Origin of the sequence: Sorangium sp. So ce128 (genome assembly GCF_051525245.1) — a bacterium.
GTDB lineage: Bacteria > Myxococcota_A > Polyangia > Polyangiales > Polyangiaceae > Sorangium > Sorangium cellulosum_B.
Genome location: NZ_CP150313.1, coordinates 10,587,752 through 10,609,208, shown reverse-complemented (window position 1 = coordinate 10,609,208; position 21,457 = coordinate 10,587,752). Strand labels below are relative to the sequence as shown.

The 21,457-nt window shown below is 70.7% G+C and carries 10 protein-coding genes; all 10 read left to right on the top strand.

Annotation, left to right across the window (positions count from 1 at the left end; genetic code table 11):
- Positions 1-72: 72 nt before the first annotated feature.
- The 10 genes from WME82_RS40160 to WME82_RS40115 all read left to right on the top strand — a co-directional run bounded on the left by WME82_RS40160 (position 73) and on the right by WME82_RS40115 (position 21,417).
- On the top strand, positions 73-1,464 hold the full coding sequence (locus tag WME82_RS40160) for an MATE family efflux transporter (protein ID WP_438039625.1): 1,392 nt from the start codon (positions 73-75) through the stop codon (positions 1,462-1,464).
- 237 nt (positions 1,465-1,701) lie between these two features.
- On the top strand, positions 1,702-4,512 hold the full coding sequence (mxcH, locus tag WME82_RS40155) for a TonB-dependent siderophore myxochelin receptor MxcH (RefSeq protein WP_438039624.1): 2,811 nt from the start codon (positions 1,702-1,704) through the stop codon (positions 4,510-4,512).
- Positions 4,513-4,600: 88 nt separating this feature from the next.
- Positions 4,601-5,359, top strand: coding sequence for a MotA/TolQ/ExbB proton channel family protein (locus tag WME82_RS40150; protein ID WP_438039623.1), 759 nt, complete (start codon positions 4,601-4,603; stop codon positions 5,357-5,359).
- Positions 5,360-5,361: 2 nt separating this feature from the next.
- On the top strand, positions 5,362-5,814 hold the full coding sequence (locus WME82_RS40145; RefSeq protein ID WP_437913193.1) for an ExbD/TolR family protein: 453 nt from the start codon (positions 5,362-5,364) through the stop codon (positions 5,812-5,814).
- Positions 5,811-6,749 (top strand): ferric siderophore ABC transporter substrate-binding protein, encoded by a 939-nt coding sequence (locus WME82_RS40140; RefSeq protein WP_438039622.1) that lies wholly within the window; start codon positions 5,811-5,813, stop codon positions 6,747-6,749. The genes WME82_RS40145 and WME82_RS40140 overlap by 4 nt, the downstream gene beginning before the upstream one ends.
- Positions 6,750-6,779: 30 nt before the next feature.
- Complete coding sequence (locus WME82_RS40135; RefSeq protein ID WP_438039621.1) at positions 6,780-8,114, top strand: hypothetical protein; 1,335 nt, start codon at positions 6,780-6,782, stop codon at positions 8,112-8,114.
- Positions 8,115-8,134: 20 nt separating this feature from the next.
- On the top strand, positions 8,135-9,022 hold the full coding sequence (locus WME82_RS40130; RefSeq protein WP_272102574.1) for an ABC transporter ATP-binding protein: 888 nt from the start codon (positions 8,135-8,137) through the stop codon (positions 9,020-9,022).
- Positions 9,019-12,423, top strand: coding sequence for an ABC transporter permease (locus WME82_RS40125; protein WP_438039620.1), 3,405 nt, complete (start codon positions 9,019-9,021; stop codon positions 12,421-12,423). The genes WME82_RS40130 and WME82_RS40125 overlap by 4 nt, the downstream gene beginning before the upstream one ends.
- Before the next feature lie 932 nt (positions 12,424-13,355).
- On the top strand, positions 13,356-14,729 hold the full coding sequence (locus tag WME82_RS40120; RefSeq protein ID WP_438039619.1) for a salicylate synthase: 1,374 nt from the start codon (positions 13,356-13,358) through the stop codon (positions 14,727-14,729).
- A gap of 82 nt (positions 14,730-14,811) precedes the next feature.
- Positions 14,812-21,417: an amino acid adenylation domain-containing protein gene (locus WME82_RS40115; RefSeq protein ID WP_438039618.1), complete on the top strand. Its 6,606-nt coding sequence runs from the start codon at positions 14,812-14,814 to the stop codon at positions 21,415-21,417.
- Positions 21,418-21,457 lie beyond the last annotated feature (40 nt).

Below are 21,457 nucleotides of genomic sequence, written 5' to 3'. Positions count from 1 at the left end.
GTCGCGCGCGTGGAGGGCGGCGCGGTTTCAGCCGTGTGGAGTCGATGAGACGAATCGACGGAGATCTGTGCCATGAACGATAGAGACACGCAGAAGCAGTTCATCCTCGAGGGGAAGCTGACGAGAGTGATGTGGGAGCTCTCGTGGCCGGCGGTGCTGGCCATGGTGCTCTACGGGCTCAACGCCTTCCTGGACGCCGTGTTCGTGGGCCAGCTGATGAACAAGAGCGCCCTGGCCGGCGTCGGCATCGCCTACCCCTTGTCCCAGATGACGCTCGGCCTCGGCAGCCTGGTCGGGACGGGCGCGGGCACGGCGCTCAGCATCTACCTGGGCGCCGGCGACAAGAGCAAGCTCCACAGCCTGCTGGGCAGCGTGAACGGGCTGTCGCTGCTCCTCAGCTTGCCTTACACCGTGCTCGCCTACGTGTTCGCTGAGCCGCTGGTGCGCATGATGGGCGGCACCGGGGAGATCCTCGCGTACGGCACCGAGTACTTCAAGGTGACGGCGCTCGGCTCGGTGTTCTGGGTTCACGGCCTGGCCGTGAACATGACGGTGCGCGGCGAAGGCAAGATGAAGACGGCGGCGTGGATGATCTCCCTCGGCCTGCTGGTGGATGTCCTCCTGAAGCCGCTGTTCATCCACACGTTCGGCTGGGGCGTGCAAGGCGCGGCGTGGGCCACCAACGCGGCGATGCTCGTGTACTCGGTCGTGGGGCTCCTGTATTTCGCGAGGGGGCGCGCCTCGTTCGACACGGCCTGGCGCACGATCCGCGTCGATCCGGCGATCCGGAAGCAGATCGTCTCCCTGGGCATGCCGGGCATGATCTTGACCATCATGGGCATCGCCCAGAACGTCGTCGTCTACAACGCGGTCTCGGGCCAGGGCACGGAGAGCGACGTCGCCTTCTACGCCGCCTGCAACCGCCTCTTCCTGTTCATGCTGACCCCGATGCTCGGGCTGATGCGCGCCTTGCAGCCGGTGGAAGGGATCAACTACGGGGCGCAGCGCTACGTCAGGGTGAAGCGGGCATTCAGCCTCTTCGGGCTCGCCGGGGTCGCGTTCGTCCTTCCGTTCTGGCTCGCGATGATGCTCGCCCCGAGCGCGGTCCTCGGCTTCCTGCTGCCGGGGTCCGAGTTCACCGCGCAGCAGCTGCTCGATTTCCGGATCTACATCGCCGTGCTGCCCCTCCTGCCGTATGTCTTCAACGCGCTGGTGCTGTTCCCCTGCCTGGAGAGGGCGAAGCTCGCGAGCGTGGTCGCCCTCCTGAGGCAGGTGGTGCTCTTCATCCCCTTGATGTGGCTCCTCCCGAGGCTCGTCGGGGTGAGCGGGGTCTACTGGGGGACCACGGCGATCGACGTCGCGATGTTCCTCCTCGTGCTCGTCATGGTGAATCGAGAGTTTCGCAGGCTCGACGGGCGCGACGTGGAGACGAGCGCCGCGCTGAGGGAAGCGCCCGCCGGCTGAGCCCGGCCCGGCCTCCGAGATCTCCCGCCGGCCCGCGGCGATCACCCGGTGACCGCCAGGCAGCAGCACGCACCGGCCGACCCCCGCGCGCGGCGCTCTCCCGACGCGCGATGTCCCCTTCTCCCTTGCCCGCCCAGAGAACCCGCGCGGATCGCCGCGCGCGCGGCCATGCACGGCATCCTGGGTGCACATGCAAAACTGTTGCAACAGATTTCGGGTTGCTATACATGTCGCCGCATGAACACCGAGGCTCCCGTGCGTCGAGGCCCAGCGCGCCCGTCCCGGGCGCGAAGGAGCGCCGGCGCCGCCGCTTTTGTCGCGGCCGGAGCGCTTCTCGCGGGCGGGGCCGCGCACGCGCAGGACGCCGGCGCGGTCTCGCCGGCGGAGCCGGCCCGGGACGCCGCGCCGGACGGCGAAGCGCCTCCGGGCGCCGCGGATGAACCCCGACAGGCGCCGGAGAATCACCCGCCGGTCCTCACCTCGTTCGTCGAGGCCGATTACCCGGCGGCCGCTCTCGCGCAAGGCCGGGAGGGGACCGTCGTGCTGAGGCTCAGCATCGAGGCGGACGGGCGGGTGTCGGCGGCGGACGTGGCGCAAGCCGCGGGGCACGGCTTCGACGAGGCGGCGCAGGCCGCAGCGCAGCGCTTCCTGTTTTCGCCTGCGCGACGGGGGGATACCCCGGTCGCCTCCCGGATCCTCTACGCCTACGAGTTTCACCTCCCGAAGGCGCCTGCGAGCGGCGCGCTCCGCGGGCGCGTGCTCTTGCCCGGCGCGAGCTCCCACGGCGTCGCCGGCGCCGAGGTGCTCGTGCGGCACCAGGATGGCAGGGCCGAGCGAACGCGCACCGACGGCGAGGGCCGCTTCCAGCTCGAGGGCCTCGCGCCCGGGCCCTGCGTCGTGATCGCCGAGGCGAGCGGCGTCGGCCGGGCCGAGGTCGAGACCGAGATCGCCGGAGCGCAGGTCGCCGAGATCGCCTTGCGGCTCGTGCCATCCGGCGAGGAGGCCCCGATCGAGGTGACCGTGCGCGGGCCGTCGGAAGCCGAGCGGCGCCGGCAGTCGGCCGAGGCCGTGACGGTCGTCGAGACGGACCGCATAAAGCGGGAGTCCTCGGACATGGGCGAGGTGCTCGCGCGCACGCAGGGGGTCGGCGTGCGCCGCGAGGGAGGCCTCGGCTCGGCCACGCGCTTCTCGCTGAACGGGCTGACGGGCGATCAGGTGCGGTTCTTCCTCGACGGCGTGCCGCTCGATCTGGCCGGCTATCCCTTCGGCGTCTCCAATGTGCCGGTAGGCCTCGTCGAGCGCGTCGAGATCTACAGCGGCGTGGTCCCGGTGCGCCTCGGCGCCGACGCCCTCGGCGGGGCAGTCGACCTGATCACCGATCAGGACCTCTGCGCGTCGCGCGCCGGCGCGTCCTACGAGGTGGGCTCGTTCGACACCCACCGAGCGGCGCTCGCCGGCAGCCACCTGCACAGGCCGAGCGGCTTGTTCGCCCGCGCGAGCGGCTTCTTCGATTACGCGAAGAACGACTACCCGGTCGAACTCGAGGTCGAGGACGAGCGCGGGCGCTTCTCGCCCGCGCGCGTCTACCGCTTTCACGACGCGTACCGCAGCGCGGGAGGCCACGTGGAGCTCGGGGTCGTCGATCGGCCGTGGGCGCGGCGCTTGCGCCTGCGCGCCTTCATGACCGACTACGACAAGGAGTACCAGCACAGGCTCGTCATGAGGGTCCCGTACGGCGGCGTGACGTACGGAGAGACGTCGGCAGGCGTGAACCTTCGTTATGAACAGCCGCTGGGGCGCGGCGTGTCGCTCGACGCGGTGGGCGGCTATGCGTACGTCCGAGGGCGCTTCCTCGACGTCGCGACCTGCGACTACGACTGGATGGGACGCTGCGACCCCGAGGACAGCGAGAGCGAGCCTGGCGAGACGGACGCTGTCCCACACGACCAGGTCTTCCGGGACCATTCCGCCTTCGCGCGCCTCAACGTGGAATGGCGCATCCGGCCGTCGCACGCCGTCCGCCTGGCCGTCGCGCCCACCTACGTGACACGGACGGGGGATGAGCGCCGGCAAGGCGATCCAGATAGCCCCGATCCGCTCGCCGATCGGCGCAGCGTGCTCGCGCTGGTGAACGGCCTCGAGTACGACCTCGACCTGCTCGAGGACCGGCTCGATAATCTCCTGTTCGTCAAGCAGTACGTGCAGCGCGTCGCGAGCGAGGGCTCGGTCGCCGGTGATCTTGCGCGCGACCGCGACGGGAGCACCCACCGCTTCGGTATCGGCGACGCGCTCCGGTACAGGGTCACGCCCTGGCTCTACGGGAAGGCGTCCTACGAGTGGGCGACGCGGCTGCCCAGTCCCGACGAGGTCTTCGGCGACAACACGTTCATCGCGGCCAACCTCGGGCTCGATCCCGAGATCAGCCACAACGCCAACCTCGGGTTCACCCTCGACGCCCGCGAGACGCCGGCGGGCGCCTTTCGCGCGACGGGCAATGGCTTCCTGCGCGCGGCGGACCGGCTGATCGTGCTCCTCGGCAACGATCGGGACCAGAGCTACGAGAACGTCCACGGCGCGCGGTCGCTCGGCGTCGAAGGCTCCGCCGGATGGACCTCGCCCGGGGAGCACCTCGCGCTCGACGGCAACGTCACCTACCTCGATCTCCGCAACACCTCGAGCGAGGGGGCGTTCGGCGCCTTCGAGGGAGATCGCATCCCGAACCGCCCGTACCTCTTCGCCAACGGCACAGCGCGCCTCCTGTTTCGCCGCGTCTTCGCCGCGGAGGACGAGGTCGCGCTCACGTGGAACAGCCGCTACGTACACGAGTACTTCCGCACCTGGGAGAGCCTCGGACGGCGTGAGTCCAAGCAGGTGATCCCCTCGCAGCTCGTGCACTCGGCCGGGCTCGGGTACGTCGTCCGGCGCGGCAGCGCGAGCCTGAGCACGACGCTCGAGATGCAGAACCTCACGGATGAGGGTGTGTTCGACTTCTTCGGCACGCCGCGCCCGGGAAGGAGCTTCTACGTCAAGACCACGGCGGAGCTCTGAGCTCGAGAGGCAGGTGATGGGATGAACGGCCACGCGACGAACCAACAGGCCCTGCGGCTCGCGGAGCACACGAACCCGAGGAGATGAGATGTACACCGTTGTAGCCGTCAAGAACCTGCTCGTTCAGTCCGGCGCGTCCTGGGTCCTGTGGCTCCTGTTCGCGCTCTCGGCGGGCAGCATCGCCATCGCGATCGAGCGCTGGCTCTACTTCCGCTCGAAGGACGACGACGTGCGCGCGCTCGCCGCCGAGCTCGACGCCCACCTGTCGAACGGCTCGGTCGCCGCCGCGCTCGACGCGCTCCGGCCGATGCGGTCGGTCGGGGCGATCGTCGCCCGCGCGGGCCTGAGGCTCGCGCAGCGCGGGTCGGCAGCGGCGGACAGGGGGATGCAGAGCGCGATGGCCGCCGAGCGGAAGGCGCTCGAGGCTCGGCTCGCGTACCTCGGGACCCTCGGCAACAACGCGCCCTTCGTCGGGCTCTTTGGCACCGTCATCGGCGTGATCCTGGCGTTCGAGCAGCTCGGTCAGGCCACGGGGGCGGCGGGCGGCGGGGCTGCGAGCCAGGTCGCCTCCGCCGCGGTCATGGCGGCGATCGCGGAGGCGCTCGTGGCGACGGCCGTGGGCATCGGCGTCGCGCTGCCGGCGGTGGCCGCTTACAACTACCTGCAGCGCCGGATCGCCGCGATGCTCGACGACGCCGAGACGCTCTCGAACCTTGTGCTCGCCTACCTGGCGACCGGAGAGGCCGCGTATCCGTCCTCTCGTGTCGAGCCCGCGCGCGCGGCCCATGGCGGAGCTTCGATCGACGAGCCGATGAACGGCGAGGCGTCCCGCCCGGAGGCGGCCTAGTCATGGCGAGCGCCGGACAGAGCGCGAGATCCCGCCGCGGCGGGATCATCGAAGGGATCAACGTGACGCCGCTCGTCGACATCACGCTGGTCCTCTTGATCATCTTCATCGTCACCGCGAAGATCGTCGTCGCCCCCGCCGTCCCGCTGGATCTGCCGCACGCGTCGCAGAGCGAAGAGGTCCAGGCGGTGCTGAGCGTGGTGCTGCCCGCGGAGGGGCCCGTGCAGGTCGACGGGGCCGCGATCGACGATGCGGCGCTCCGCGAGCGCGCGCGGGCGGCCCTGTCGCGCGATCCGCAGCTCCGGGCCGTGATCCAGGCCGACCGCGCCGCCTCGCACGGCCGCGTGATGACGGTGCTCGACACGCTGAAAGCCGCGGGGATCGCGCGTGTCGCCTTCGGCGCCGTCCGCCCGGAGGCCGAGGCCCATGCGGCGGAGAGGACGGGCCACCAATGATTAAATCGGAATTCCACCCCGAGAGCGTCGCCGGCATCGTCCTCGACGCGGCGCGCGCCCACGTCCAGCCCCGGCGCGCGAGGGGACGGGCCCGCGCATTCGCGGCCGACAGCACGGCCGGGATCGTCCTGGGAGCCGTCAAGGAACATTCGGCCCGAGCGCTCGTGCTCGCGCTCATGCCGGCGGCCGTCATGCAGGGCACGGTCGGGATCATCGCGCTCCGCCTGGGACCGGACGACACGGCGGCGAGCCGCAGCGAGGCTCGCCCGCCGCTGCAGGTCGAGCACGTGGTCGATCTGGCCCCACCGCCGTCGCCACCGAGCCCCTCGCCACAAGCGGAAGCTCCGGCGCCCAGGGCCGCCGAGCGCTCCCCCGCGCGCGCGGCCGCTCCTGCCGCTCCTCGGGCGCCTGACGCGCCCTCCGCGCCTCCACCGCCCGCGCAGGCAGGGCAGGTCGCCCTGGCGGAAAACGCGGCTGCGCCGCTCGATTTCACCGGGTTCGACATCGCCGTTGGACGCGGAGAGCGGTATGCCGGCGGTGTCACCTCCTCTGCGGGGACGAGCGCGCAGGCGGTGAACGCCGCGCGTGTGGACCCGAGCGCTCCTCCGGAGCGCCGGCAGGGAGGCCCCTCGCGCGCGAGGCCCGTCGGGCAGCCCGCGCGGGAATGGAATTGCCCCTGGCCGCGCGAAGCGGACGCGCTCTCGGTGGACGAGCAAACGGTGGTCATTCGCACGGTCGTTCGTTCGGATGGCACCGTCGCCTCGGCGGAGCTCCTCTCGGACCCGGGATACGGATTCGGCCAGATGTCGCTCGCGTGCGCCCGCAGGCAGCGATTCCTGCCCGCCGCCGACGAGGGAGGCCGGCTCATCACGGCGACGTCGCCGCCCATCCGCGTGAGGTTCACGCGACATTCGCGATCCACAGGCGCGCCCTAGCGAAGCCCGACGCGAGAAAGGAAGCGAGAGATGAACTCTTCAGGTACTGCCAGGCTCCTCGAGGTCGAGGCCGCCGCACGCTCGAGCGCCCGGCGCGGCGAGCAAGGGCCGCGGCTGCGGCGGCTCACGGAGCGATGCGTGAACGTGAAGGGGCGCGCGCGATGGCCAGTCGCGATGGCGTGCCTCTTGTCCCTGCCGCTCATGGCTGGTTGCGGCAGCGACCCCGGGGAGAGCGGCGTCGAGGCGCCGGACGACGGCGGTCCCCGCTATGCCCTCGTCAGCCGCATCGAGGACACCGACTTCACGAACAGCTCCGTGTTCGTCTGGGTGGTCGACGACCTGAGCGGAGGGGCCGTCCGCCTGGACGAGGCCCTCGAGCTCCCCGGGAGAGGCTCTATCTGGGGAGTCCCGCGAACCGAGGTGTTCTATCTCGTGAGCTCCGAAGATCTCACCGTCTCGAAATACAGGGTGGTCGCCGGCAAACCGGAGCTCGACGCTCGGCTCGGGCTCGGCGGAGCCGGGGTCTCCGTCCTCCTCGCGGAGAAGATGGTGTTCGACGGCCCGGACCGAGGGTTCCTCTTCGACCTCGTCTCGGGGCAGGCGCTCGAGCTCGATCTCGCCGCCATGGAGATCACCCGGCGCATCGACGTGTCGGACGCGCAGATCGACGCCGCGGACTACACGTTCGTCGGGGAGCCCAATTTTCGTGAGCACGGCGGCCGGCTCGTCGCTCCGCTGTACGGCGTGAGCGCGGCGTACGATCGCGTGGCCAGCGAGTCGAAGATCCTCTTCTTCGATCCGGCCGACGGCTCGTTCGAGGTGAAGGCCGCCCCTTGCGGAGGCCTCCTCAACACGGTGAAGGCGCCGGGCGGAGACATCTATTTTTCGTCCGATCCCTATGTCGCCTCGGTCTTCATGGCCGACCCGGCGAGAGCTCCTGCGCCGTGCATGGCGCGCATGGCCGCGGGCCAGGACGAGCTCGACACCGACGTCGTGGCGCTCAACGACGTGACCGGCGGACCGACCGGCGGCCTGGTCCCTGGCTCCGACGGCGTGGCGTACGTGCGCGTGCTGGACACCGGCAGCTTCTCGCCCGGCGCCGACGCCACCCATCTGGAGGCGTACGCGGCGCAGGACTGGCAGACGTGGCGCATCCAGCTCGACGATCCAGGATCGGCCGAGCGCCTCGATCGCCAGCCGCTCGCCGGCGGCATCAAGGTATTCGAGGTGGACGAACAAGCCTACGAGAACGAGTCAACGACAGGCTTCGAGTCGACCACGCTGGTGCGGACGACCGGAGACGGCGCGCCCGCGCGCGCGCTGACGATGCCTGGCGTCACGTGGAGCGTCTTGCGCGTGCGCTGAACAAGATGCGGAGGGATCCCATGTCCAACTCGAACGGGCTGATCGTGAAGGGGTTGACGAAGACGTACGCCAACGGCGTTCGAGCGCTGAACGGCGTCCACCTGAACGTCGGACCGGGGCTCTACGGGCTCCTCGGTCCAAACGGCGCGGGCAAGAGCACGCTGATGCGCACCCTCGCCACGCTCCAGACGCCGGACGCGGGGACGATCACGTTCAACGGGATCGACGTCATTGCGTCTCCTGACCGCCTCCGCCGCCGCCTCGGGTACCTCCCGCAGCAGATCGGCGCGTACCCGGGGGTGACGGGGCGGTCGCTGCTCGAGCGATTCGCATGGCTGAAGGGGCGCACGGACCGGCGCGAGCGCGACGCGGAGATCTCGACGCTGCTCGCGCGCGTCAACCTGAGCGACGTCGGCCACCGCGAGGTAGCGACGTACTCCGGGGGCATGCTGCGGCGGTTCGGCATCGCGCTCGCGCTCGTGGGATCTCCGCAGCTCCTCATCGTGGACGAGCCGACCGCGGGCCTCGATCCGGCCGAGCGCAACCACTTTCATCGCGTGCTCGCGGAGGTCGCCGCGGAGGCCGTCGTGTTGCTCTCGACGCACATCGTGGACGACGTGGAGAACCTCTGCGGGCGGCTGTCGATCGTCAACCGGGGGCGCGTGGTCGCCGAGGGAGCGCCGGCCGAGCTGACCGCGCCGCTCGCGGGCCGCCTCTGGACCCGGACGTACGCGCGGGGCGAGCCGATCCCCGACGACGCGCTGAACGTCTCGCCCACGCCGAGCGGCACCCGCGCCGTCGTGGTGCGCGATGTGTCGCCCGGCGACGGCTTCGTCGCTCACGCGCCCAAGCTCGACGATGCCTATCATTACCTGCTGGCCGAGTCGCGACAGGCGGAGGCCGCATGAGCTCCGCGCGCACCTATGTCGTCGAGGCGTGGCACGAGCTGCGGGCGGGGCTGCGTACCTCGCTCGTCCCGCTCATGTTCGTCGGCCTCGTCGGCTATCTGTTCATCATGCTCTCGAGCGCGGAGTACCTGCGCGACATGGGCGGGGCAGACGTCGCGCGCAACAGCCCGCATGTGGTCTTCCTGATGACCTCCGGGCAATCGTTCTGGCTCATCTTCGCGTGGGCGTGGATCTTCGCGCAGGTCGTCACGCGGGATCGCGCGGCGGGGCTCCACGAGCTGGTGCTCTCCGCGCCCGTGTCGCTTCGCGGGCTGCTGATCTCGCGCTACATCGGCGCGGTCGGGCTCGCTTGCATCCTGGGCTCGGCGAGCTCGCTCGGGTTTCTGCTCGTCCCCGGGCTCGCCGCGCTCGGGGTGTTCCCCGAAGAGGCGGTCGGGCCCACGCCGATCCTGGCGATCGCGTCGTCGTGGGCGCTCTTCGTGGTGCCGTCGGCCATCGGCCTCGGGGCGCTCTACCTGACCGCGGCGCTCCGGACCCGGAGCACGGCCGGGCCGTTCGCCGTGGCGGCGGTGGTCATCTTGATCTGGATGGTGGCCATGATCGTCCTGCGGGGCGGTGACCTGCACACGGACATCGCGACCGTGGTCGACGTGAGCGGCTTCGGGGAGGCGGAGGCGCAGACGAAGCGCTGGACGCCGCACGAAAAGGCGACGGCGCAGCTGGCCATGACCGCGCCGCTCCTCGTCAATCGGCTCCTCTGGACCCTGGTCCCCCTCGCCATCCTGGCGTTCGCGCTCGTGCGGCACGGGCGCGAGGCGCTCGTGCTCGGGCGGACCGGCAAGCCGTCGCCGAGCGGCGAGGCGACCTTTCGTGCCGCCGCGCCCGGCGTGCCCGCCGTCGCGGCGCTGCCGCCGATCACGGCGCCATCCTGGCTCCGCGCGACGCTGTCCGAGGCGCGCTGGCACCTCTCGCTGACGACCCGAGGGTGGGCGTTCCGTACCGCGGTCGCGCTCTGGACCCTCATGAACGTGGCAGGCGCCTTCTACCATGTGATCGGGCACGCCGAGGGGCCGCTGGTCCCACGGCCTGCGCTGCTCGCGCCGTTCCTCATCCGCCTTTGTTACGTGTTCTCCGTGTTCGCCGTGGCGGGGTTCGTGGGAGCGCTCGCTCGTCGAGATCAGCAATCCGGGTTCGACGAGATGATCGACGCGACGCTGGCGCCGCTCGGCACACGCGTGGTTGGCCGCGCCGTCGCCGCCCTCCTGTTGACGACGGTCATGGCCCTGGCGCCGACGCTCTCGGCGTGGATCGTGACAGGTCTCACCCACCCTTCGAGCTTCGAGCCGTGGAATGCGCTGCTCGTGAACGCGCTCGTCGCCGCGCCCGCCCTGCTGGAGCTCGGCGCGATCACGTTCCTCGTCCACGCGCTCGTGCGTTCGCCCGGTACGGGGTACGCCGCATCGATGCTGGCTGCGTTCATCGCGCTCGTGAATCACGAGATCGACATCGTCTCGTATCCACCCGCGCAGCTGGGGATCCCGGTGCATGTCGCCCTCTCCGAGCTTTCGGGGTGGTCTCCGTGGCTCGTGCCGGTGCTCGAGATGGGCATCCTGAAGCTCGGCTGCGTCGGCCTCGCCGTGGCCCTGGCGTGGCTCGCCTACCCGCGCGGCACGGCCCTGAGGATGATCGATCGATGGCGCGGGGCAGCGCGGCAGCTCGCCCAGGGCGCGGGAGCCCTGGCGGCCCTCAGCCTCTTTGTGATCGCTTGCTCATCGACGATCTTGCACGAGCAGATCGTTGTGCAGAGCGGCTTCGCATCGAAGAGCGAGGAGAACGCCGGCGACGCGGCCTGGGAAGCCCGTTTCTGGCCGGAAGCGTCGGCGTTCTCCGTGGAGGGCGGCGAGGTCGAGGCGAAGATCGCGCCGTCCGCGCGCACCGCCCACGTCCGCTGGACGCTGCGGGGAGTGCGGGCCAGCGCGGCGAAGCTGCACGGGAGCCTGCGCACCGGGATGGACATCGACAGCGCCCAGGTCGACGGCTCCCCTCGTGAGGTCGTCACGGCGAACGAGCACTTCATGGTCGATCTGGGCAGCTGCGCGCAGAGCGGGTGCGACGTCGAGCTCGAGATCACGATCGCGTCGCCCCGCTGGTTCGCAGAGGGGGAGGCGCCGTGGCTGGACGGCTCCGGCGTGTGGGCGCGCGCGGCCGATCTCGTCCCGCGGCTCGGGCACGACGGAGAGCGAGCGCTGCGATCTCCGTCCACACGCCGCGAGCTGGGGCTCGCGGAGCGCCCCGGCGCGCTCGACAGGAATGCGCTGGTGCCCGCCCTCGCCGTGGCGCCGGCGGGACGGTGGCGCTGGTCGGTGTCGTTCTCCGAGCAAGGCGTGAGCACGCCTGTCGAGGGGAGCACGACACAAGGCCTCGACTTCGCCGTGGCGTGGCTGCCCAGGGGGGCGGAGCCGAGACAGCTGCGGCAGGAGGGCCTCACGGCGTGGCATGGCCCGTCGCGCTCCGGTACGGCGCGCGAGGTACTGGAGGACGTCCAGGCGATGGGCGAGTGTGTTCACGCGCGGCTCGGGGCCGTCCCGGAGGTGACGACGGTCGTGCAGGCGCCGCGCGACCTCGGCGAGATCCGGGCGCACGGCGCGGTCCTGTGGCTGCCGGAAGGGGACGGCTGGGACGTGGCCGCGTCCGGCGCCGGACGCCTGAAGCGGCGGGCTGCGGTGGCCGAGGCGCTCGCCGCGCGCTCGCTCGCGGACCGCGCCGATCTGCGCGCGGAGCCGGGGGCGCGGTGGCTCATCAACGGCGTCGCGGGGTGGATCGGGCTCGAATGCGTGCGGCGGTCCGATGGCGGTGACGCCTGGCTCGCGCTCCTGGATCGCCGCAGCGATGACGTCGCGGATGCGCTCGGCGCCCTCGACGCGCCCGTGTCGGGTCTGGCCGATGACGGCGCGGCCAGCTGGGTCATGGCGTACGCTCCGCTGGAGACCCTCGCATGGGCGCAGGCCATCGGAGACGCCGAGGCGCTGCGCGCAGCGACGCGGGTCGCCGACATGGTGCGCTCCGGAGAACCGGTCCGAGGCGCGCTCGCGCGAGCAGCAGGCCCGATCATGGCCGACCGCCTCCTGGGTCCCCCTTCGGCCTCGGATGTGACGGTCGCGATCGCCGACGGCGGCGCGCTGGAGGTTCGCGGCGAGCGCTCGCGGTGGGAGGGGGGGGGCTGGCGGCCCGTCTCCAGCTCGTTCGAGATCGTTCAACGCTTCCACGACGAGGAGACGCCGGCGCGCGTGACCCGCGTGCCGGCAAGATTGGAGAGCGATGTCCAGTTCGTCGTCTTCGACGCGTGGCCGTCATTCGAACGCTCGCCGCGGGACAACGCGTGGAAGGCAGGCCCCCATTGATGGCGCGAGCCCTCGCCGCGCCTGCACATCCTCGGGCGTCACGAGGATGAGGGCTGTGCAACGAACATGTTTCGCTGCGGCATGGAGGACTCGTTGGCTGCGCTGGCGAGCGCTGAGTAGGGAGGCGCCTGACGAGCGCATCGTCGACCTATTTCGTTAGACTTTCGATTGTGATCTGAGAGGTCGAATCCCTCCAGATCCGCTCAAATTATGCGCGAAGGCGCCTCCGGGGAGCGATCGTGTCCGCCGCACGAATTCGCCGTCCGCCCCGCTTGACGCTGATGCAATTGGTATGTATATGCATGGAGTACGCAGCTTCAATATGTAGGCGACTCAGCGTCGTGCCTATCGGCGCTCGCGAGGCCACGCTCCACGGGCATGGCGTCGCGAGCCGGGAGGGGTACATTTGCGATAGCTGTCCATGACAGGTCGGCGTGAGCTCCGACCCGCAGATCGCGGGGGGCGGGCGCTGCCGTATTGTCATGTCGTGACGAGAATCTCGTCTGGATGGGGTGCGACCGCATAGGCCTGCGAACCCTCGCAGGGCCCGCGGGTCGATGCTGGAAGGCGCGCGAAGAGGAACGCTTCGACCATCTGCCGCTCGGTCGACGTGTTTACCGTGACGCCTGTTCCCGATTCGAAGGCTCGCCACCCGAGCACGAAGCGGGGGCGCGACCGTGGCTCGCGCCTGGAACACTGCGCGTAGCGAGCGGGACGCGGGCTGAAGAGCTCACGTGCTTCTCCTGCGACTGACATCTCGGTTGCGGCCTCTCGTACCAGAGGTGACCTGTGTTGCAAAAGCAACTTTTATGTAAGAACAACAGAAGCGATGCGGAGCGACAGGGTGGATGTGCCATCTTTCGCTCCCCTCGAAGAAATCGAGGCGCAGGCAGCCCGGGACGGCATCACTCACGTGCGGGGCGAGCATGAACATGTCTCATCAACGGCACTACTTCGAGCGCCGCGTCTCGATCGGCGCAGACCCCATCGACCTCGCGGCGGCGCTCGCCAGGTCGGGCTCGCACGCGACGTACTTCGTGTACGAGCGCGACGGCGAGTGGAGCGTCGCCCTCGGCGCGGCCTTCGAGCTCACTGCAGACGTACACGGCGTGCACCGCATCGACGCGACAGGAAAGCAGAGCTGTCCCGGCGGGGACTGCCTCGCCGCGGTCGAGGCGGCGCTCGCGTCGATCCCGCTCCGTGGCTGGCGCGCGTACGGCACGGCTTCGTTCGAGTTCGCGTACCTGCTGCACGGCATCGAGGCGAACCTCGGCACAGAGCCCCTGCTTCACCTGACCATCCCGGAGGTCGAGATCCGCCTCCAGCGCGGCACGGCGCTGGTTCGAGCGCTGACCTCGGACGAGCTCGAGAGGATGGTGGACGTCCTCGCCTCCTCGAACCGGCGCGAGGCGCGCGAGATGACCGACGTCGCCGTTCTCCCCCTCGTCCCGTCGCCGGAGGTGCTCCCCGCGAGGCTGCTCGAGACGACCGGCGCGGCGAAGTACAAGGAGCTGGTGGCCGCGGCGACGACCGAGATCGCGGCGCGCAAGCTCCACAAGGTCATCGCGTCGCGCGTCGTCCCGGTCGCCGCGCCCGTCGATCTCATCGCGACGTACGTCGCCGGGCGGCGACAGAACACCCCGGCCCGATCGTTCGTCGTCAACTGCCGCGATCTGAAGTTCGCCGGGTTCAGCCCGGAGACCGTGCTCGAGGTGACCGCCGGAGGGCAGGTGATGACGCAGCCGCTCGCCGGGACCCGGGCGCTCGTCTCGGACGACAATGAAAACGCGCGCTTGCGGGCCGAGCTGCTCAGCAATTCGAAGGAGCTGGCGGAGCACGCGATGTCCGTGAAGCTGGCGTTCGAGGAGCTCAGCCGGGTCTGCAAGCAGGGGAGCGTGACCGTGAACGAGTTCATGGGGATATCCCGCCGCGGCACCGTTCAGCACCTCGCCTCACGGCTCTCGGGCATGCTCGAGACGGGCAACACGGCCTGGACGGCGTTCCAGGTGCTGTTCCCCGCCATCACCGCGTCGGGGATCCCCAAGAGGGAGGCGGTCGACTGGATCCGGAGGCACGAAGCGGAGAGCCGGGGCCTCTACTCGGGCGCGGTCCTGACGCTGGACCACGACGGAGCGATGGATGCGGCGCTCGTGCTGCGGACGATCTTCCAGCGGGGGAGCAGCGTCTGGCTGCGCGCGGGCGCCGGGATCGTCGCGGAGTCGACGCCCGAGCGAGAGCTGGAGGAGACCTGCGAGAAGCTCCAGAGCGTGGCGCGCCACCTGGTGCCGTCGGAGTTCGCCAGCTAGGCGGTGTGGCGCAGGGGACATGGTGTTCCGGACTTGAGCTTGCCTTCTCACGAGTCAGCCAATGCACGAACAGACACAGCGAATGCACGACGAAGTCGCCTCTTCGGATCTGAGGGAGACGGTCGCGAGCGTGCTCGGCGTGGTGGCCGAGACCGTCCGTGAAGACAGCAACCTGATCGAGCTCGGGATGGACTCGATCACGATGATGCGCCTCGCCGGCAGGTGGCGGCGGCAAGGCATCGAGATCGACTTCGCCGAGCTCGCGGCGAACCCGCGGGTGTCCGCCTGGAAGGCGCTGATAGGAGAGCGAAGCTGTACCAAGGGCGAACGCGACGAGCGTTCGCCCGCCGCGGCCACGATCGACGAGGCAGCGCCCTTCGAGCTCGCGCTGATGCAGCACGCGTACTGGGTCGGCCGCGAGCAAGGCCAGCAGCTGGGCGGCGTCGCCGCGCACTTCTACAACGAGTTCGATGGCGAGGGGGTCGACCCCGCGCGGCTGGAATCTGCCGTACGGGCGCTGCTCGGGCGGCACGGCATGCTGCGCGTGAAGATCCTGAGCGATGGCCGCCAGCAGATCCTGCCCGACAGCCGCGGGCGTGGGCTGAAAGTTCACGATCTGCGTGCCCTGTCGGCCGAGGCGGCGCAAGAGGCGCTCGCCGAGCTGCGCCGGACGCTGTCGCATCGGACGCTGGATCTGGCTGCCGGCGAGGTGTTCGAACTCCAGATCTCGCTCCTGCCGGACGCGATCCGCGCGGGCGGCACGCGCCTGCATGTGAACCTCGACATGGTGGCCGCCGACGCGCTCAGCCTGCGGGTGCTGCTGGCCGACCTGGCGCACCTCTATGCCGGCTCGCAGCCGCTGCCCCCGATCAACACGAGCTATCCGCGCTACCTGGCGGAACGCGAGGCCAGCCGCGCGAGCGTCAAGGGCCAGCGGTCGCGGAACGCCGACCGAGCGTACTGGCAAGCTCGCTTGAACGACCTTCCCGCTGCGCCGGAGCTGCCCGCCGCTCCCTACCACGTGAACGTGGGCGCCACGACGGTGGTGCGGCGCCATCGCTGGCTCGCTCCGGAGCAGGTGCGCGCCTTCGCGTCTCTGGCGGCGCGCCACGGCCTCACGCCGGCCATGGCGATGGCAGCGGTCTTCGCCGAGACGCTGACCGCCTGGAGCGCGGAGCCGCGGTTCTTGATGAACCTGCCGATGTTCGACCGCGAGCCCTTGCACCCGGACGTCGGGATGCTGGTGGGCGACTTCACCTCCTCGGTGCTCCTGGCCTGGGACGGCGCGGCCCCCGGCACCTTCGCTGAACGCGCGCAGCGCCTGCAGGCCCAGTTCCATGCAGACGCGGAGCACGTGGGGTATTCGGGCGTCGAGGTGCTGCGCGACCTTTCCCGGCAGCGAGGCGAGCAGGTGCTGGCGCCTGTCGTGTACACGAGCGCGCTCGGCCTGGGCGAGCTGTTTCCGGAGGTGGTGAAGCAGCGCTTCGGGAGGGCGTCCTGGATCATCTCCCAGGGGCCGCAGGTGTGGCTGGACGCGCAGGTCACGGAGCTCGACGGCGGCCTGCTTGTCAACCTGGATGCGCGTGAAGACGCGTTTGCGCCGGGCGTGCTGGACGCGATGTTCGACGCGCACGGCCGCCTGCTGGAGCGCCTGCTGGCGCACGAGGAAGCCTGGCGGCAGCCTGTGCCCGCGCTGCTCCCGGGAGAGCAGCTGAAGGTGCGCGTCGCCGCGAACGCCACCAGGACAGCAGTCTCGGGCAAGCGCCTGCACGACGGCTTCTTCGAGCTCGCGAAGCGACAGCCGGAGGCGCCTGCTCTCTTGTGGGGCGAAGGCGGCAGGATCTCGTACGGGGAGCTCCGGCAGCGCGCGCTGCGCGTGGCGGGCTACCTGCGGGAGCACGGCGTGAGCGCAGGTGACGTGGTGGCGATCCAGCTGCCCAAGGGGCCGAGCCAGATCGTCGCCGTGCTGGGCGTGCTGGCCGCCGGCGCCACGTACCTTCCGATCAGCGTGGATCAACCCGCGCTGCGCCGTCAGCGCATCCTCGACGCTGCCGGCGCCGCCCTCGTGCTCGATGACGTCCCGGAGGGGCAGGCGCCGCTGGCGGAGCCGCTGGCCGGCGCGGACTCGGATCTCGCCTACATCCTGTTCACCTCCGGTTCGACGGGCGAGCCGAAAGGCGTGGAGATCACGCACGCCGCGGCGATGAACACCATCGATGATCTGAACCAGCGCCTTTCGCTGGGCGCGACCGACCGGACGCTCGCGCTGTCCGCGCTCGAGTTCGATCTGTCGGTGTACGACATCTTCGCGCCGCTGTCGGCCGGCGGCGCCGTTGTCTGCGTCGAGGAGTGGGCGCGTCGCGACGCAGCGGTCTGGGTCGAGCTGCTGCGCAGCCATCGCGTGACCGTCCTCAACTGCGTGCCTGCCCTGCTCGATATCACGCTCGCTGCGGCCGGCGACGGTCCCGGTCCGCTGGCGCTCCGCGCGGTGCTCCTGGGCGGTGACTGGGTGACCCTCGATCTGCCGGGCCGCCTTGCGCAGCGCGCTCCGCGCTGCCGCTTCATCGCGCTGGGCGGCACCACCGAGACCGCGATCCACTCCACGATCTGCGAGGTCACGGAGGTGCCTCCGCACTGGAAGTCGGTGCCGTATGGCAAGCCCCTCGGCAACGTGCAGCTGCGCGTCGTCGATCCTCTGGGGCGCGACTGTCCGGACTTCGTCCCGGGCGAGCTGTGGATCGGCGGCGCCGGCGTGGCCCGCGGCTACCGTGGCGACCGAGAGAAAACGGCGAACAAGTTTCTCCAGGCGGACGGGACGCGCTGGTACCGCACCGGCGACCGCGCGCGTTACTGGGCCGACGGCAGCGTGGAGTTCCTCGGGCGCGCCGACTTCCAGGTGAAGCTGCGCGGGCACCGCATCGAGCTCGGCGAGATCGAGGCCGCGGTCGGGGGTTATCCCGGCGTCAGCCAGGCCGTCGCGGTGCTGGGTGAACGTGGGCTCTATGTGGCCATCACCTCGGAGGATCCGGGGATCGATGTGCCTGAGGCAGGCGAGATCATCGATCTGCGGCAACCGCCGCCGGAGCTCGCGGATCTGCGCGAGTTCCTGGTGAACCGCCTCCCCGCCGTGATGGTGCCGGATCACCTGTGGCGCTGCAGGAGCTTGCCGCTCACGCCCAACGGCAAGATCGATCGCAACGCCTTGCAGCGAGCGGTGAACACCATGGCCCTTCAGGCCAAGGCGACCGTGACCGCGCCGGTCGGCGAGGTGGAACGCCGGGTCGCCGGGGTCTGGGCCGAGCTGCTCAAGGTGCCGGAGGTGGGCCGCGAGGACAACTTCTTCTCCGCGGGCGGCGACTCCCTCCTGGCGACACGCCTGGTGCGCCGGCTGCGCGAGGTCGGACTCGACGGCGTCAAGCTGGCCGATCTGTTCGCCCGTCCGACGCTGGCCGAGTTCGCTGCCACGTTGTCGCTCGGCGCGGGCGCTCCGGCGCTGCCGGCCCTGGTCGCCGATCCGGAGAACCGCCATCAGCCCTTCCCGCCGACCGAGGTGCAGCGGGCCTACTGGCTGGGTCGAGACGAGAGCTTCACGCTCGGGGGCGTCGCCTGCCAGTTCTACCGCGAGTACGACGTCGTCGATCTCGACGTGTCGCGGCTGGAGGCGGCCGTCAACGTCCTGGTGCGGCGGCACGAGATGCTGCGCGCCGTCTTCGATGAGCAGGGCCAGCAACGCATCCTCGCGGACGTGCCGCGGTTCACGATAGAGGTCGTCGACGCCGGCGAGGACCCGGCTCAGGCGTACGAGGCGCTGCGGCGCGACTGCTCACACTGGGTCTTCGATCCGACCCGCTGGCCGCTGTTCGGCATGCGGGCGGTGCGGTCGGGCGACAGGACGCGCCTCGGCATCAGCCTCGACAACCTCATCCTCGACGCGCTCAGCATCCTCACCTTCTACTCGGAGCTCACCGCGCTCTACGAGGCTCCCGACGCTGCTTTGCCGCCGGTCGGGCTGTCCTTCCGCGACTACGTGCTGACGTGCACGCCGGGATCGGAGGCGCTCGCCGCCGCGCGGGCGTACTGGGCGAAGAAGCTGCCAGAGCTGCCGCCGGCGCCGCAGCTGCCGCTCGCCCGAGATCCGGCCGAGGTGGGGCGCCCGCGCTTCACGCGCCACGAGGGCAGCGTCGACGCGAGCCGATGGCGCCGCATCGTCGAGCGCGCAGGCGAGCACGGCATCACGCCGTCCACGGTCCTGCTCACGGCGTTCGCCGAGGTGCTCAGCCGCTGGTGCAGCCGCCCCGACCTCACGCTCAACCTGACGCTCTTCGATCGCCGCGAGGTGCATCCCGACATCCACACGGTCATGGGCGATTTCACGTCGCTCACGCTGGTCGGATACCGGCCCGCCGCCGGCGAGAGCTGGGTGACGCGGGCCCGGCGCGTCCAGCAGGAGCTGGGCGACGCGCTCGACCATCGCGACGTCTCGAGCATCTCGCTCGTTCGCGAGCTGGGAAGGCTGAGCGGCGCGCCGAGCGTGACCATGCCGGTGGTGTTCACGAGCGCCCTCGGCGTCCCCGGCGGCACCGCCGCGCCGGCCAGCGGCCCTTTCAGGAAGCAGGTGTGGGGCCTGACGCAGACCCCGCAGGTGTGGCTCGACCATCAGGTGATCGAGGCCGAGGGCGGCATCGCCCTGAACTGGGACGTTGTCGAGGACCTGTTCCCGGAAGGCCTGATCGCCACGATGTTCGACGCGTACCTGCGCGAGCTGAGCTGGCTGAGCAGCTCCGAATGGCACCTGCCCGCGCCCGATCTCCTGCCCGAGCCGCAGCGGCGCGTGCGCGCGCTCGTCAACGCGACCGCCGGAGAGAGCCCACGGCAGAGCCTGCACCGCGCGTTCTTCGACCTGGCGCGCGAGCAGCCGCGGCGGATCGCATTGCGCTGGGGCGAGGCCGAGGTGATGAGCTACGGCGAGCTCGCGTCGCGCGCGCTGCGCCTCTCGGCCGCGCTGGCCGAGCAAGGCGTGGCGACAGGCGATGTCGTCGCCGTGAACCTGCCCAAGGGGCCCGATCAGATCGCCGCGGTGCTGGGCGTGCTGGCGGCCGGAGCCGCCTACCTGCCGGTCGGGGTGGATCAACCCGACGCGCGCCGCGACAGGATGCTGGGCCAGGCAGGGGTCCGCGTCGTCGTCACCGGCCCGGAGCCGAGGTGCTGGCCGGAGGGCGTTCGTCCGTGTGTGTTCGGACAGGCGATGGCGTCCGCGCCCGCGCCGAGCCCGGCGGCGATCGACGCCGAGCAGCTGGCTTACATCATCTTCACCTCCGGATCGACCGGCGAGCCGAAGGGCGTTGAAATCACCCATCGCGCCGCGCTGAACACGGTGCTGGACATCAATCAACGCTTCGGCGTCGGCGCGGAAGACCGCGTCCTGGCCGTGTCTGCGCTGGATTTCGATCTGTCCGTCTACGATATCTTCGGTCTGCTGTCCGCCGGCGGCTCGCTGGTCTTGATCGAGGAGGAATCGCGGCGCGATGCGAGGCGCTGGCATGAGCTGGTGTGTCGGCATGAGGTGACGATCTGGAACAGCGTTCCGACCTTGCTCGACATGCTGCTCATCGTCGGCAGCGAGGCGGAGCCGCCGGGCGCCATCCGCCTGGCGCTCGTCTCGGGCGACTGGATCAGGACGGATCTGCCCGGGCGGCTCGCCGCGCAGCGGCCGGGATGTCGGTTCATCGCGCTCGGCGGCGCCACCGAGGCCTCGATCTGGTCCAACTTCTTCGAGGTGGATGGGGTCCAGCCGTCGTGGCGTTCGATCCCCTATGGCTATCCCTTGCGCAACCAGCTCTTCCGCGTGGTGGACGCGCACGGCCGCGACTGTCCGGACTGGGTGCCGGGCGAGCTGTGGATCGGCGGTCTCGGGGTGGCGCGCGGTTACTGCGCCGCGCCGGATCTGACGGCTCGCAAGTTCGTCGGAGACGGCGCGCGGTGGTATCGCACCGGCGACGTCGGGCGTTACTGGCCCGACGGCGCGCTGGAGTTCCTCGGCCGCACCGACACGCAGGTCAAGATCCGTGGGCATCGCATCGAGCTCGGCGAGGTGGAAGCCGCTCTGCGGTCGCACCCCGGCGTGCGGAATGCGGTGGCCGTGGCGGCCTCCGGGCGCCTCGCCGCCGCGGTGGTCCCCGCTGCCGCGGAGGAAGCGCGAGGCGCGGCGGTCGACGGCCTGAATGGCCACCGCCCGGACGCCGCCGCGGAGCTCAGCGCGGAGCAGCTGCGCGACCATGTCACCATGAGCCTGCCGATCCACATGGTGCCAGAGAGGATCGTGGTGCTGGCCCAGCTGCCGCTCAGCGCGAACGGCAAGGTCAATCATGCCGAGATCGTCAGGATGATCTCGGCGGAAGCCGAACCCGACGCCCGGGAGGTCGAGCCCCCGCAGGGCGAATGGGAGCATGCCGTCGCGGCGCTCTGGAGCGAGCTCCTGGCCGTCGCCAGCGTCGGCCGCCATCAGAGCTTCTTCCAGCTGGGCGGCGACAGCCTCCTCGCGACGCGCTTCATCGAGGCCGTGAATCAGCGCCACGCCATCATGTTGCCTCTGAGGCGCCTGTTCAACGGACCGACGCTGCGCGAGGTCGCAGCGGCGCTCGCCGCCGAGCACGAGGCCCGCCAGGAGATCGAGGAGGGCGTGCTCTAGCGGCCTCCGCCGCGGTGGCGCGCCGGAGCCGGCGTGCGGG